Here is a 15257-nt window from a genome sequence, read left to right on the forward strand (position 1 = left end):
TCTTTACTCGATGGTCACTTCAAATTCCGGCTTGTGATTATCCGGAGCCTTGAAAAGGCAGATCTTATTACCACCTTTATCGGAAATATGCAGTAAGGCTTTTGATGCGGACTCATCCAAGGTATCAGCCGACATGCAGAGCGTTGGAAACTCGCTTACACCAAGACTTATCGAAACTTTGACTCCGTTTTCTAATAAAGACGACCCTTCAACGATTCTTCTAAGCCGCTCGGCACGCAACGCAGCCCCTTTTTTTGTACAGTGTGGCAAAATCATTGCAAATTCATTCATTCCCGTGCGCGCTGTTTTATCATTCGTTCGGCTGGTTTTGGCAATCAATGCAGCCAAAGCTTTCAACAGCTGATCTCGAGTATGCTCGCCCTGGGTTTGTTCAATTTCAAAGTAGTCATCCATTGCAATTTTAACGACACTCAACGGATGCCGCAATCGGCGAGCTCGATCCATTTCTTCGCGCAGATACTTCAAATAGGCCGGACGATTTAATACCTCAGTCACCGGATCCAAGACCTCTAAAGCATCGACTCTTTTCTCTAGAGAAAAATGCGAATACACCAAACGCATTAAACTAAACTCTTCGCTGGCGACCTGAAGTTGAATAGGATTAACATCACCCGAGTAAACAACAATTCCCTCTAAATTATTTTGCACGAACAGTGGCCAACCCCGGGGCGGATTAAAACGGAAAGCCTCGACAAGCATTGAGTTGAACGATGGCGGAAGAAGTCCGACAGAAATTTGCGTAGGTAAATCCTTGATCTCCGCTTCGGATAATTGGGAGCCCACCCCCTGGATGTCTTGAACATGAAATCCATTACTATGGGTCGCTACAAAGCTTTTCACCGAGGGCAAATATTTGAAGTAAACACATCGGAAGCCACCAAGCCCCAACATAAACTTCTGAACAATTTCTTCTTTTGAAGCCGCAGCCATGTACTCGGAAACGCGAACCGACACCGCAATGCTTGCCTGCTGCTGAGCCGTCTTTAAGGGCTCTAAGTTTGCCTCGGCTTCTCGCCTTTTTTGATCTGCCTCGTGAACTTTATCCACCAGATATTCATTTTGATAGGTCAGATAAATTTTTTCACAAGCGCGATCCACGGACCATACAATACGGTTTTCGATGGCAACATCAGCATCCTCGATCACATCCACATGTCCCAAATCATTGTATTGGGCTAAGATGTCAAACTGGGCGATCGAAGACACCGCAATAAACTTTATTTCATCATTTAAAGTTAAAACATTGCGAACAAAGTTACTTAAAGAGCCTGGCAATGTCGATGTAGTATAGACCACAATATGCGGAGTGTGTTCCCGCACGCGATCCATCATCGCATTGAGTTCTTGGAAGTAATATGCGTCGTAGCCTGCTTTCGACAAGAAAACCTTGGCTGACGCCCCCATATTCACATCTCCCGTGAAGACATAGATAGTAAATTTTGAACTATGGTCACGAATATTCAAGACAGTCCTCTTTCTCGAGATCCCGGTCGACGAATTTCAAACTGAATCTCATCCAACTTCGAAGCCTTTTTAGGAATGACAAAATCAGGACGATCCACAAAATTTAAAGGCGTTTTTTCATCATTCAAAGGCATTGCATCCACCGGCTGAGCCTCTAAAACTTTGATGATGTCTTGTTCTTGTAATGCAGGAGTTTTATCATCATTGACCGTTTCTAAAACTATCGTTTTGTCTTCGATCTTCTGCCGGCTTTCATTAGCCGGCATTTCCAATAGCTGATCAACATCAAGATCTAAATCTGGCTGGCCTTTTTTTGCTAAAGCTTCTTCAACCTTTTGCTGAAAGGCCTGCACATCCGCCTCTGGCACTTCCATGGCTTGCGGAAGCTCTTCGACTTTCTTTTCAGGCTTTAAACTTGCTGGGGCCTCTGGAGGTCTAAAATTCATTTCCACTTGAGTGCCCTTTCCTAATTCAGATTGAATTGTCATTTCACCATTGTGTTCCCTGAACACACCCGCCGAATGAGTCAGCCCAAGACCGACGTGATTTTGAAAAGATCGAGTCGTAAAAAATGGATCCGAAATTTTTTCCAAATTCACCGGATCAATACCTTCTCCGTTATCCTTGATAAGTACTCGTACTGCTCCAGCTACATTTTTAACAGAGACCGAGAGTTCCTTATTGTGAGGCAAGCGATCCATCGCTTCTACGGCATTATTTAGAATGTTTTCGAAAGCTTTCGTCAGTTGCTCTACGTGGATTGGCATGTTTGCTTCCGCGGCTTCAATCTCTTTACTCACCTTCACCCCCTTACGGGCAAACAAAGGTTCACAAGATTGAAGAGCTCTTAGCACCGCCGAATCAATTTTCCCTGGATGTTTTTCCATCACGCCTTCGCCCGCAAAAGCAAAAAGCTTATCTAAAATCGCTTTCGCCAATTTACTCTCGCGAATAATACTCTCCGTCGCTTCCTTGACTTCTGCTTGCGGCTGCTTAGCCATAATCATTTGCGAATAGCCTAAAATTGCTAACAAAGGAGATCGCATTTCGTGCCCCAAAGAAGATGCAATCCTAGAGTAGACCTGCATTTTTTCTTTTTGAGAATTCGTGGTAGAATCTTGATTTACGGGGTTCACAACAACCGGGGCCGACGATGTTGCGGGCTTAATCCCCGCTACAGCCGCTGCTCGAGTGCGAATAATTTCACGATTAAACTCTGTTTGAATGCGATTTAACAACCATACCATCACCGCGATAAAAACCATCAATATGCCGGCTCCCATAAGCCCCATCTGAAGAAGAACTCTATAGCGTGCTCCTGTTAGCTCATCCATGGAAGCCTTGGTAATAATCTTCAGATTCGTCTGAGAAATTTTAGCCCAAGATCCGAAATAGGAAACTTCGTTAGAGCTCGAGAAAACCCCCGACCCCGCCGTCCCTTCAGCTAGGCGGCTTTTTTTGTAAATTGGATCATCTTTAATCAAAGAACCAATGTACATTGGCTCGTCATGAGCCGCTGAAAGCCCAAGCTCGGTAACAAGTTGAAGATTTGTGAATCCGCCACGCTGAGCATCGATCAAACTTTGGAAGACTTCACCAGGCGCAAAAAGTGCAATCCCCTTTTTTCCATCAACAAACATCACAGCAACCCAAGAAGTTTTACCGCTGTCTTTGAATGGTTTAATATAAAATCTCACGCCGTTAAGTGATTGGCTTTTAATTCCCGACAGAGCTCCCTCAAAGTAGGCTTTATCCCATTGAGCTGCAACACTTCCAGACTGACTATAAAACTTTTCAACAACCGGACTCACCGGATTGAGTAGATTCACTTCAACGATTGAAAAATACGGAGCCAATGCCTTCCAGTCAGGCTCTTGCTGAAGCCCCCCGGTCAAAATTAAATTTGAAGCTAAAATCTTTTCAGTGGCTCGCAACTCTCGTAGTAAGGTTTGCTCGATAGCCGCGGACTGAGTACGCGATTGAGATTCAAACCACGCCTGTCGGTCACTCTGAATAAACGAATCCACGCGCCACAAAAAAGCACCGAGGAATCCCACGCTCATGAGAACCATAACAGACAAAATTTTTAATTTCATGAACAGCATCCTTGCATCATTTGAAATCTAATTCGAAGTCCTTGTATTTATTGTAATTTTATCAAGTGCAAAGAATCAAGCAATCCTCCTTTGCCAAACACAAAAAAGAGGCATAAAAATACAGCTATGAAGACCCACCATACCGACATGTTAGTTATTGGCTCCGGAACTGCCGCTCTGGCTTTCGCTCTGAAGATGACGGAAAGTGCACCTCAGCTGCACATTACGATCCTCACGAAAGAGAAAGCTCCAGACACAAACTCCTCTATGGCTCAGGGCGGCATCGCCGCAGTGACTTCACAAGAAGACAGTTTCGAAAACCACATTCAAGACACCTTGGTCGCTGGTGCCGGGCTCTGCAATGAAAACACTGTTAGAAATTACGTGATGCAAGCCCCTGAACGAATTAAAGATTTAATAAACTGGGGCGTTCATTTTGAAGGAGACCTAACCCGAGAAGGTGGGCACAGTGCCCGACGCATTCTTCATTTTGAAGATCAAACAGGTTTAGAAATTCATCGAAGTCTTCTACGAAAAGTTCGCGAACAAAAAAACATTCAACTTCTTGAAGATCGATTCACAATCGATCTGATTTTAAACAAAATGGTCGACCCAACAGATATGACTCCTCTTCGCGTTGTTGGAGTCTATGCTTTAAATAAAAACACCGGCGAAGTGGAAGCCTGGATGGGACGCCAAACGGTCCTCGCAACTGGTGGCGCCGGAAAAGTATATCTTTACACTTCAAACTGGAGCGGAGCCACGGGGGATGGCATTGCAATGGCCTATCGAGCCGGCGCACGCATTGCCAACCTAGAATTTATGCAGTTCCATCCGACTTGTCTGTATCATCGTGAAAGCCGCAATTTTCTTATCTCTGAAGCTTTGCGCGGAGAAGGCGGAGAACTTATTAACTCTCAAGGTATTGCCTTCATGAAAAAGTATCACCCCCTGGGCTCACTAGCTCCTCGAGATATTGTCGCCCGCTCGATAGATGCTGAAATGAAAAAAACGGGGGCAGATTGTGTTTACCTAGATATGCGCCACCATAAGGAAGATTATTTAAAAAATAGATTCCCTGCGATTTATCAAAAATGCATTGAGTACGGCATTGATATGGCGACTCAACCTATCCCTGTCGTCCCCGCAGCTCATTACCTTTGCGGCGGAGTATTAACCGATCTAAATGGAAAAACGGACTTAGCTGGACTTTGGGCCATAGGAGAAACCGCCTGCACGGGCCTCCATGGAGCTAATCGCTTGGCCTCGAATTCTTTACTAGAATGCTTAACTATGGCCCACAATGCCTCGACCGCAATCATGCAAGGCCCAGTGCACGAACCTGTTTATTCCAAAGATCCTCAGCCTTGGTCCCACCCTGATCAGACGGATGCTGATGAGATGATTGTGATCAATCACATGTGGGAAGAAATCCGTCGTTTGATGTGGAACTATGTTGGCATTCTTCGCTCGAATAAACGCCTTGAACGCGCACAACACCGACTCACAAACATTCTGAACGAAGTCAAAGAGTACTACTCTAACATGAAGCTTCATCCAGATATTCTAGAGCTGCGCAATATTGCAATTGTTGCCGAGCTCTCGGTTGAATGCGCCCTTCGCCGTAAGGAAAGTCGAGGAATCAACTACAATATTGATTACCCATTCGCACCGACGGATAAAGGTGCTCCGATCGCACAAGACACGATCATATTGCGCGGTCTTCGGAAGTCGAAATCTTAGCTTCCTGTCCTCTGGCCTAGACATCATCCAAATGCCAGAGGACTTGCCTTATCTAAATTACTATCTCAGAATAGACTCATGTATAAAAGATTCGAAGGCTTCTTTAAAGGGCATCAAGATACACAATTATTTTTTCAGTCTTGGCAGCAAGAAGGCGCCAAAGGCACGATCATTATCACGCACGGACAAGGCGAGCACTCAGAATCCTATCATCGCTTCGTAGACTTCTTTAAAAATGATGAATGGACGATATATGCATGGGACCTTCGAGGCCATGGCCGCTCGGATGGAATTCGCGGCTACGTTGGTGATTTTGATGAGTACATTCAAGACTATCAAATTTTTCTAGAAAAAATTCTGCACTCTTCTGATCGCCCCCAAGGTCCCATCGTATTACTTTGTCACTCAATGGGTGGATTGATTCAACTTAAAACCATTATCGACAACCCTCATTTGCCAATTGATGCGATCGTTTGCAGCTCGCCGGCACTGGGCTTAGCTCTTCCCATTCCACTTTGGAAAACAAAGGGCGCCGAGCTTATGAATAAACTTGTCCCTAAATTGGCTTTAGGCAACGAGATTAGCAATGACATGCTCACTCGGGATCCAGATGTGATCGCAGAATTCGAACGAGATCCCTACAGACATGGAAAAATTTCTTCCGCGGCATTCCTTGGTTTTATGAAAACCTGGGATTATATCCACGCTAAAGCACAAGAGATCAAGTTTCCAGCTCTTTTTCTTTTGCCTGAAAATGACCCCGTCGTTAGCACCGAAGCCAATCGAAAATTTTATTCTGGCTTAGGTAGTACTGAAAAAGAAATCTTTGTATATCCTCAGGCCCGACATGAAATGTTTAACGATGTTCATCGTCAAACAGTTTACCAAGACCTAAAAAAGTTTTTAGATAAAGTTTTAGCGAAGAAAGCCTAAAAGAAGGATCACCATGAGAAAAACATTTCTAGCATCTATTGTTATCATCGGATCTTTGCTGGTTGCCTGCGCCAGCACTCCAGAAACACAAATTTCCGGCGTCACGTTGATTTCAGACGAACAATACCAAGAGGCGATAGATAAGAACTCGGCTGGCAAAGAACTCTACAGCGGTCTTTACAACACTCTAAACATCCGAGCGACTTTACTAAGACCTTCAATGAACGCAGCCGTTTTGCAAAAAAATGCTCGTATGTATCAATGGGACAAACCAAAGTTTGACGAGGAAAGCGCAAAATCTGCGACAAAGACTAGTCAAGAGACTGAGGTTTTCGTTAGCTTCTTTACACCGGAAAAAAAGCACGACGATCTTCACAAGAATAAAACTCTGTGGAAAATCTTCTTAGATGTTAATGGAAAGCGCTACGAAGGCAAAGCAGCTAAAATAAAGCTTCTGACAACGGAAATTCAAGCTTTCTATCCAGAGCACAATAGCTTCAGCACTCCTTACTTAATTAGCTTTCCAGTTGCAGCGAACACACTGGAAAAGTCGGATGCAAAACTTACGCTAACAGGCCCGATCACCTCGGTTAGCTTGGACTTCAATATTAACAAATAAAAAAAGGAGCCGCTTGGCTCCTTTTTTTATTTACTTTGTCTTTGAAAGCGTTTCGTGACCGCAAATTCGAAGACTCGAGGAACATACTTAGCAACAGAAAGACCTACGGCAGTCAAACCTGATGGACTCAAAACCGCTACATCGTTCAAAATAGCCTCTCGAATCATGGCCGCATACTGAGTCGGTGATATGTGATCTTTTGGAACTTCTAAGTTCTTTCCATATTTGACCGAAATATCATCAAACATATCCGTCTTAATCCCAGGCGTTATTAACAACAAGGTATCAACTCCGGTGTTTTTTAGCTCGACCCGAATACAATCCGTAAATGCCGCGACGGCTGCTTTTGAAGCAGCATAAGTACTAGCGCAAGGAAAATGCATATAGGCTGAAACGCTAGAGTTATTAATAATTTTTCCGCGACGACGGGACACCATTCCCGGCAACACCGCTCGAGATAAGTGAATCAGTGCATTTACGTTCACTTGCAACATATTATAAATATCATCAAGCGGTTGTTCTTCAATCAAACCACCCGTCAGCAATCCTGCATTGTTAAATAAAATATCAATTTGCCGAGAATTTAATTTTTCAGCAAGCGACTCAACCTCTGCACGATGAACTAAGTCCGCAAGTAGAGTTTCTACAGATGCCGCCCCAAGATTCGATAGCTCTTTTTCAAAATCTGAATCCTGCTTGCGAACTACCAAAATGATGTGCGCCTTATTTTCAGCACACATTCTAGCAAAAGCCCGACCAATTCCACGACTAGCTCCGGTAACAACGACCTTACGACCCGTAATTTCCATAACCTATTCCTTTATTTCGTGATCAGACGAAAGCCCCCACGATTTTAAAACTTCAGCGACTTCCGAGCGTGAAAGAACTTTTTTAAACTTAGCCCCAGACTGACCTTTTACTCTTCGCTCGCAAGCGCCCCAATCTTTGTGCATATAAACTATACCACCAAGATTGGATAAATAGCCAAAAGCTGCGACTTTTTCAGTTTTAGGTTTGTATTCTGGCAAATCTGTATTCTCGGGAAGATCCATAATTGGAACCGAGTATTTTAAGATGCTACCCTCGAACAAAGGGATATAATATTTTTTCGAAAAGGCCACTGCAATTTCGTCGCAACGCTCATTACCAGGGATACCGATATGCCCCCGAGAATACTTCCATTCGATTTTACCCAAAGCACTTCGCGACTGAACTAAGGCACTCAAACGTTCCCAAAGATCCTGGTTCGAAACTTCTTTTCCATCGGAGGTTTTCCAACCATTTCTGCGCCATCCCCAAATCCACTGGGTAATGCCGCGAATAACATAGACCGAATCAGTATAAAAATCGATCGGCCCCGGAGTGCCTTTTAGATACTCGAGAGCCCGAACAACTCCCATCATTTCCATACGGTTGTTCGTTGTTGCCTCGTCGCCGCCACCAAGTTCTTTCACAGAAGCATCACGAAGGACGATGACGGTGCCCCAGCCCCCCGGCCCAGGATTGCCAGAGCAAGCTCCATCCGAAAAGACAATAATAGATGGCAATAATTTAGATTCTGCAGATTCGGTCATAGGAACCACTGTATCTTGAAAGACCGAATTACGAAATACACAATGCGGTAGCCGATCGTTGGGACTAAATAGATCGACTGCGTTCGAAGGACTCTAGGCCTAAAATAACTCTCAAAAACCCTTCGACCTCCATTAGGCCTTCTTCGTATTCTTCAAAGTCTTGAATAACCCACCGAGCATATTGCTTCGAAGGTTGAACATATTCTTCGTGCATCGGCTGTACTTGTTTGAAAAATTGATTAAAAACCCCTTCAGCCGTGCGACCTCGCTCTTTTACGTCTCGCTCTAGTCGTCGCTGAAAACGAAGCAACTCTGGAGTATCGAAAAATACGGCCGCGTCTAGAACCTCTCGAACCTCTTTCGAGTGAAGAATCAAAATGCCATCCACAATAACCAAACGCTTGGGCCTAACCAGAATGCTTTGTTCCGATCGAGTGTGAGTAGCGAAATCGTAGATCGGCATTTGAATGTTTTGGCCTTGCTTCAACTGCCGTAAAGAATCAGCCAATAAAGAAAAATCTAATGCCGAAGGATGGTCAAAATTAACTGACCCGCCATCGTGATCAAAACGTCCTGACTGATCTAGATAGTAATTATCCTGATAAACCAAAGTCGAAATTTCGAGCCCCATCCGTTGAACTAGATCTTTTGCAAAATAAGTCTTACCAGATCCACTTCCGCCCGCCACTCCTAGAACAAAAATTTCTTGATTCATCCCATAAGCCTTTCTTATTTCTGCAATCCGAAAGTTATAGCAAAAATGTTCTCGAACCTCTGCAAAGACTTTTGAATTTGTAGAATAGAAAGGACTCAATTGGGTCTGCTGTAAAAAGCTTAGACACAAGTCGCCCCCTAAATCCGGAACATAAGATGGCACATCCTTCGCATATTAGGTCTTTGGCGGAATAGGTGGACTAATGACACCAGCGACCACCTTTACGAGGGATGTGAAAATGAATTTAAGACGCGCGAGTAAAAAAATGGATTCAGCTCTACAACTGACTTCGATATTTTCGATGCTCTTTTTCCTATCGTCGCCCTCTTTGGCTGCTAACTCTAATAAACAACTCCCGACAGCTCAGACCAGTACTACGACTGAGGCTGAAATCAAAGAAGCCCTTAAAGCGCCGCCTTTGTTTTCGGGCATGATAAACATCTCAAGATCGCGAAACATGATTGATTTTCAAGACGGAACAATGTCTGAACGGATGACCTACTCTTTTAAAGGATCTTTGAAGGTCACAACAAAAAGTACACTTTCCTTCTCGACAGCTTATTCTCAGGATCTAAAAGATTCCGCAAACAATACCCCCGAAGACTCCTCACTATCCCTTTCACGTCCCATTACCAAAGTGGGATCGAATTGGAAATTGGGAGGCTCAATTTCGGCAATACTACCTACAAGTAAGGCATCTTCAACCCGTGACAACTTGATTGTAGGGCTTCGCACTGGTCTCAATTTGAGCCTAAATCCCGAGGTTGCTCCGGGTTGGTCTTTTCTAGTAGGAATCGGTGGCGGTCAAAATATCCATAAGTATGACACCAATATTAACGGCTCCGTACTGAACAAATACTCTTTATCACAAACCATTTCGGCCGGAAAAGAGCTTGGTAAATTTGCGCTATCTATTGAATTTATCAATAAAAATGCGTGGACCTACCAGGGCTACATGAAACAAGCCTTCCAACACACAGAAGAGCTTGGCTACCAATTAAGTGATTCGACGAATATCGCTTTGGGACACTCTAATTCCGGAAATGCCCTTAAACCCGATGGTCGTGGCTCAAACATTGCATTACTTAACGAGAACAGCTCACTGGTTTATGGATCAGTGACATTTGGTTTCTAATTTTGAGAAAGAACGGAGAAAATAATATGAAGTTCCAATCTCTGAAAATATCCAAGTCTCTTCTACTTTACGCTTTGCCGGCTGTTTTGTCGGTGACAGCATGTACTAAGAAAAGAGACGCCACTTTCTCTGAAACCGAAGCTGAACAAGTGTTCGCAATTTCTGATTTTGGAAATATCGAACAAGATAAAGCCGAGTTTTCATTAAAGACTTCTTCACGAGTCCTTGAAAATGATGGTGTTAGCCAATTCAAGGCTTATTCTGAAAAAGGATTGGTCGAAGTTGAATCGGCAAAAGTTCCCGAGCGCCTGCGCTTTATGTTTGATGGCCTTGAGGTCACGGGACAAAAAGAATCGGAAATGCCTATCGTCTTTACAGTTGACCGCCGCCATGTCACTGCCTGGAAAGAAGTTACTGGTCTGGACGAGCTATCAACGCTGGAAAAACAATATGCGAAATCTCGCCAAGAAGTAGTCCTTTCTCAAAAAATCCAAAAGACTCGTTCAGCAGCGGAACGTGAAAAGCTAGCTTCTGAAATCAAAAAGCTAACTTTATCTAAAGGACAAAACACGACAGCAAAATATCTTGTGCCTATTTTCAAATATGAAGTTATCGGCAAAGGTATTGTACAAAGAGTTAAAAATGATCTAAAGGAAGAAACTTCAAATCTTCAGCTGAAAGAAACTGATTGGGATCAAGCAACTCATATTAAGCTTAGCCCAAGAAAAGACTCTTTAAATCCTGTAGGTCTTGATGTCTCGGACAAGCAACAACTTGACCGCACATTCTCTGTAAAAAGCATCAATGGCAAAGTTATGCGCATGGAAGAACTGCGCACTAACTTTAAAGTTAAAGCAGATCTTCGTGATGATGCTGTTGTCATGACCTCTGTTGATGATGACGGTTTAAATATTTTTGAAATCACAGAAAAATCAAAGTTGTCTGAAACAGAACTTCAGTTACTTAAGACCGGTTCTGCGCGAGGCCGTATCGAAGAGTGCTCGGCAGATCTTCGCACTAAACTAGGCAAGTCACCAACTGATGACTGCGTAACTATCTACCGCTTTGTGGTTCCTGTTGCATTCGTTCGTGTTCAATTGCCACCCGCAGATCGCTTTGGATCTGAAGGTGCCGTTGCTCGTATCGAAACTGTTCCTTATACAGACTCTGTAGGCCTAGTTCATATTCCTGAGATGGCTGAACCACGTCGCGTTACCGCAGACGAAGTTTACGACTCTTCGACTGTTCTTCGCGTGGCAGATATCAAAAATGCAGAATTCTTCTTCCGTCGAACTTTAGCTGATGCGCCAGTTTCTACGACGTTTATGCCGGGTGAAGCTTCTGAGTTATTAATCGTTAAATTCGATCTTGAAGATCAACGACTTGTTGTTCGACGAGCTGACAAGATTATTGAGTTTAAAACTGGATCCAACGATAACGATATTGAAGACTTAATGACGATCCCAGTTCGCTATCTTCGTCGCGAAGTGGCAGATTCGCGTGGTACTCCGTACGCTTTCCCGCGTTGGGTAAAAACGAATAAAGAAAATGCAGAATACATTGCAATGAGCTGGACTGACAATATGTTACCAGCGACCCACTCTCCTGTCGCCTACTACGGCGGCGGCGGATGCTTGGCTGGCGTTGCAGACCAAGTCGTGTCTAATGTTGATATGCGCATGAATGAAGGTGTACTAAACTTCACATTCAGTTACAAAGCCGCATTGGCTCCTACCGAAGCCTGCGTAGGAATCTATAGTGCTGCGAATGACTACAACCCAGGTGGATTGCCAGCTCAGTTGACGGCTCGTCTACAAGAGCGCATTTCTTTCCTGAAAAAAGATACAACAAAGCATCAGAACCACCAGGATCAGTCTTTCGTACCTAGCGTTCCATTCCCAGCTCAAAACATGATGGGTTACGGCGTATGGACAATTGGTAAGTTTGACCCGACAAAAGAAGGTGGATCTTACAGCCGTGAAGGCCAACAATTGGATATTCCAGTTGTTCAGGACTTCCGTAACGGCCGCAAGCTTGTTTACACAGTTACTAACTTGCCTACTGATGATTTAAAGCGCCGTGAGCTTTACAAAGAAACAATCAAAGAAATTATCCAAGCATGGAATGATGCATACTCAAAAGCTTTCAAAGGCGTAAAAGGCTTTGAACGTAATGGAAACTATATCGAGGTGCAATTCGAAGGCGATGCTGGTGTGACTGGTCATCTTGGTGATCTAGACAAAAACATCATCCACTTTGAAAATAAAATCAATGATAACCACGGCGTCTTGGGTGTTTCTCAGGTTGGTTTTAACAATCGCTCTGGTATCGTTGTCGCTGACTCACTGATCATCTACGCTGGTAATTTGTCTAAGTTTGTTGAGGGTGCACGTCGTGGCCTGAAAAATCTTAACAAGTACCAAGAAGAAGTTATCAGCCTTGAGAAAGAGGCAGTCGTGCAATTGGAAAAAACTGAGGCTGCTAAAGTAGCTCCAGCAGGTGCCGCAAGCGACGCTCAAGAAGGTGCTGCTAAACTTGCTAAATTCACTAAGTCTTTAAAATCTTCGTTAGCCAAGATTGAAGGTGAAAAGCGCCAAGTAAAGTCCGTAGATATCAACTCGAGCCTTCGCAGAGTGAATATTGTTAAATCACAGGTAGCTAAAATTGTTGCCGACCGTAAAGCATTGGGTGGCATTGGAGCCTTCAAGTTTGCACCAGCAAACATGGAAACGGCATGGGTCGAAAAAGCTCTTCGTCGTTCGATTGAAAAAGCTGATACAGGAATGCTAGATGTTGAAGGCATCCTAGCTGAAGAGATGCTAAACTCAATGGGCAACAAGATGTCCGAACACAATCGCAACGTCTTGAAGAACCGCGTTGCCGCAATGAAGGTTCGTGATCAGATCAGAGCAAAAATTGCTAAGCAAAACGGCTGTGTTCTTGAATTCTCTGGCCGCGAGTCATTGAACTTCTCGTACGCAGGTGCTGACTTTAATCAGGCCTTGAAGCGAGCTCTATACTTTGACCTTGGTCACGAAATGGGTCACTCTCAAGGTTTAACACACAACTTTATCGCTTCTTACGATAAAGCAAACTGGAAGAAGGATAGTAGCGGAAACACAATTACGAATTATTCTTCGATCATGGATTATATTGAGCCTGCGAACTTGCAGTGGGGCGGAATTGGTGAGTACGACTCTCACGCTCTACGCGCCGCTCATACTGGTTTGATTGAAATCAACCAAGATTCTGAAGCCCTAGCTACTGTGAAGAGCAAGTTTGCCAACCTTGTTGATGGAAAATACGTCCATGTTGAAGAAGTTAAGAAGCTCAAGAATTCATGGATCAATCTAACTAAGTATGATGTCATGGGTCTATTGAAGCCTTACAAATATTGTACTGATATCCATGTTGGATATGAGCCTACATGTCAGCGCTTCGACGTCGGTGGATCTGCGGAAGAAATCGTTGATAATTTGATCGCTGATTACAAAGAAAATCACGTTGCTGCTTACCACGCTTGGGATCGCTTGAATTTCGACTTAAGATCAAAGTCTTACGCCGTTGGTTCAACAATGAGAACAATGATCTCATTACGCCAATACTTCGACGAACTTATGTATACATTAGCAGTTAACAGAGATAAGCCTCAAGATGAGATCCAAGACTACTTCAAGGCCTCGTTGAAAGCTTACTTATTCTTAACAAGCGTTGTGTACACACCAGACCAAACTGCAGGAGTACGTGAAGACTTCCCGTTCCAACTTGATGTGGCTGCGAATAAGGACCAATCAGGCAAAGTGACGCCTATCGTGTTCGAAAGAAAGAGCTTGGCAGATCAGGCAATGTCACCGGATCGCTTAAGTACAATCGGAATTGAAAACGATAAAGTGCTAGCAATTCAATTATTAACTTTGAAAGGTTTGCCATACTTCAAATACTGGAATTCGAACGTTGAGTTCTCGTTCCTAGACTTTGAAAAGTATTTCTTGGGAATGGACACTCCAGACAAGAGCATTGCAGTGAATACTTTGATGTCTATCCTTGCAAATGAACAAAGACCAATGATCCTTTCAAAAGAAGGTGGCTTTGTACCCGTACAAGGAGAGAATATAATTTCTCCAACGATGAGAGCTTACGCTGCAATCAACTCTGTGTTGGGACTTGAAGCCAATGCCTTGCGCGATAAAGACAACTTTGCAAACTTGTTCAAAGTTGGAACAACTATCGGCAAAGGACCTGAAGATCGTCTATCTTTAAGCCAACTTGGTGTGAAGTCAACTTCTGCTGCCAAGGTTATGTTCTGGGCTCTTGATAATGCGGCCGTTGCTCAAGGATTGCTAGAAGGCGCTGCTGAATTGAACAATTTCTTGCAAGTTTCAGATAAGCTTTCACCGATCATGCAACAAATGTCTGCAGCACAGTTACAAATCTCTTTAATCGAAAGCTTAAAGGGTAACAAAGCTTCAGAGGCAGATAAAAAGATGATTGCGGATTCAAAGGCTAAATTGAAGGCTGCAACTGATACTTTGGTGGCAGAAATCAAGGCTGCAAAACTGATCTCTGATGAATTGGCAGCTCAAAACCCACAATTGAGCGCAGAGGGACAAGCTCAGTTGATCAATGAGATGAACAAGCAGATTATCACGGGTGCCTTGACTGCACTTTTGGTTCCTGCAAGCGCTGAAGATGTGATTGTTGGGCTTAAAGGTCAACTGCAAGAAATTGGCAAAACACTTCCACTTGTAGACTTCGCTCAAGAGGCAACTTCAACAGTGGTGGCTAATTTTGCAAAACAATTTGAAGGCAAAAACACTCCACTTGCTGATATTGGTCAAGTTGTAGGTCAAATTGCATCCGGTGGCCAAACAGAGTTCAAGTACGGTTTACAAATGAAGAATATGGAATTCTTGAGCAAATTGACGATGATGACGAACCCTGAGTACGCAAGATAATT

10 protein-coding genes are annotated in these 15257 nt (G+C 43.7%); 5 read left to right on the forward strand and 5 right to left on the reverse strand.

The genetic code is table 11. The features are described 5' to 3' along the window. Positions 1-3 precede the first annotated feature (3 nt). Both AC04MN_RS02310 and AC04MN_RS02315 read right to left on the reverse strand, forming a co-directional pair. The gene (locus tag AC04MN_RS02310) at positions 4-1485 is read right to left on the reverse strand and encodes a GGDEF domain-containing protein (RefSeq protein ID WP_475381568.1); all 1482 of its coding nucleotides are present in this window, start codon (positions 1483-1485) and stop codon (positions 4-6) included. Beyond that, a complete protein-coding gene (locus tag AC04MN_RS02315) occupies positions 1482-3581 on the reverse strand; it encodes an ATP-binding protein (RefSeq protein WP_475381569.1) in 2100 nt (699 codons plus the stop codon). The genes AC04MN_RS02310 and AC04MN_RS02315 overlap by 4 nt, the downstream gene beginning before the upstream one ends. 126 nt (positions 3582-3707) lie before the next feature. Between AC04MN_RS02315 and nadB the strand changes: the two genes are divergently transcribed. From nadB to AC04MN_RS02330, 3 genes are all read left to right on the forward strand, one after another. Further along, the gene (gene nadB / locus AC04MN_RS02320; protein WP_475381570.1) at positions 3708-5324 is read left to right on the forward strand and encodes an L-aspartate oxidase; all 1617 of its coding nucleotides are present in this window, start codon (positions 3708-3710) and stop codon (positions 5322-5324) included. Between the two features lie 78 nt (positions 5325-5402). Further along, positions 5403-6257, forward strand: a complete 855-nt coding sequence (locus AC04MN_RS02325) for a lysophospholipase (RefSeq protein WP_475381571.1) — start codon at positions 5403-5405, stop codon at positions 6255-6257. Between the two features lie 13 nt (positions 6258-6270). Beyond that, positions 6271-6876: a hypothetical protein gene (locus AC04MN_RS02330; protein WP_475381572.1), complete on the forward strand. Its 606-nt coding sequence runs from the start codon at positions 6271-6273 to the stop codon at positions 6874-6876. Between the two features lie 26 nt (positions 6877-6902). On the opposite strand, the gene AC04MN_RS02335 is transcribed toward AC04MN_RS02330, so the two are convergent. From AC04MN_RS02335 to udk, 3 genes are all read right to left on the reverse strand, one after another. Then, complete coding sequence (locus AC04MN_RS02335) at positions 6903-7685, reverse strand: SDR family NAD(P)-dependent oxidoreductase (RefSeq protein WP_475381573.1); 783 nt, start codon at positions 7683-7685, stop codon at positions 6903-6905. A 3-nt stretch (positions 7686-7688) separates the two neighbouring features. After that, on the reverse strand, positions 7689-8450 hold the full coding sequence (rnhA, locus tag AC04MN_RS02340) for a ribonuclease HI (protein ID WP_475381574.1): 762 nt from the start codon (positions 8448-8450) through the stop codon (positions 7689-7691). Between the two features lie 64 nt (positions 8451-8514). Further along, positions 8515-9165 (reverse strand): uridine kinase, encoded by a 651-nt coding sequence (gene udk / locus AC04MN_RS02345; RefSeq protein ID WP_475381575.1) that lies wholly within the window; start codon positions 9163-9165, stop codon positions 8515-8517. A gap of 238 nt (positions 9166-9403) precedes the next feature. Between udk and AC04MN_RS02350 the strand changes: the two genes are divergently transcribed. Together AC04MN_RS02350 and AC04MN_RS02355 are read left to right on the forward strand one after the other, a co-directional pair. Continuing rightward, a complete protein-coding gene (locus AC04MN_RS02350) occupies positions 9404-10300 on the forward strand; it encodes a hypothetical protein (protein ID WP_475381576.1) in 897 nt (298 codons plus the stop codon). Positions 10301-10326: 26 nt separating this feature from the next. Next, positions 10327-15255, forward strand: coding sequence for a zinc-dependent metalloprotease (locus tag AC04MN_RS02355; protein ID WP_475381577.1), 4929 nt, complete (start codon positions 10327-10329; stop codon positions 15253-15255). The last annotated feature ends 2 nt before the right edge of the window (positions 15256-15257 follow it).

The sequence above is a fragment of the Bdellovibrio sp. ZFWA1 genome (assembly GCF_056175665.1).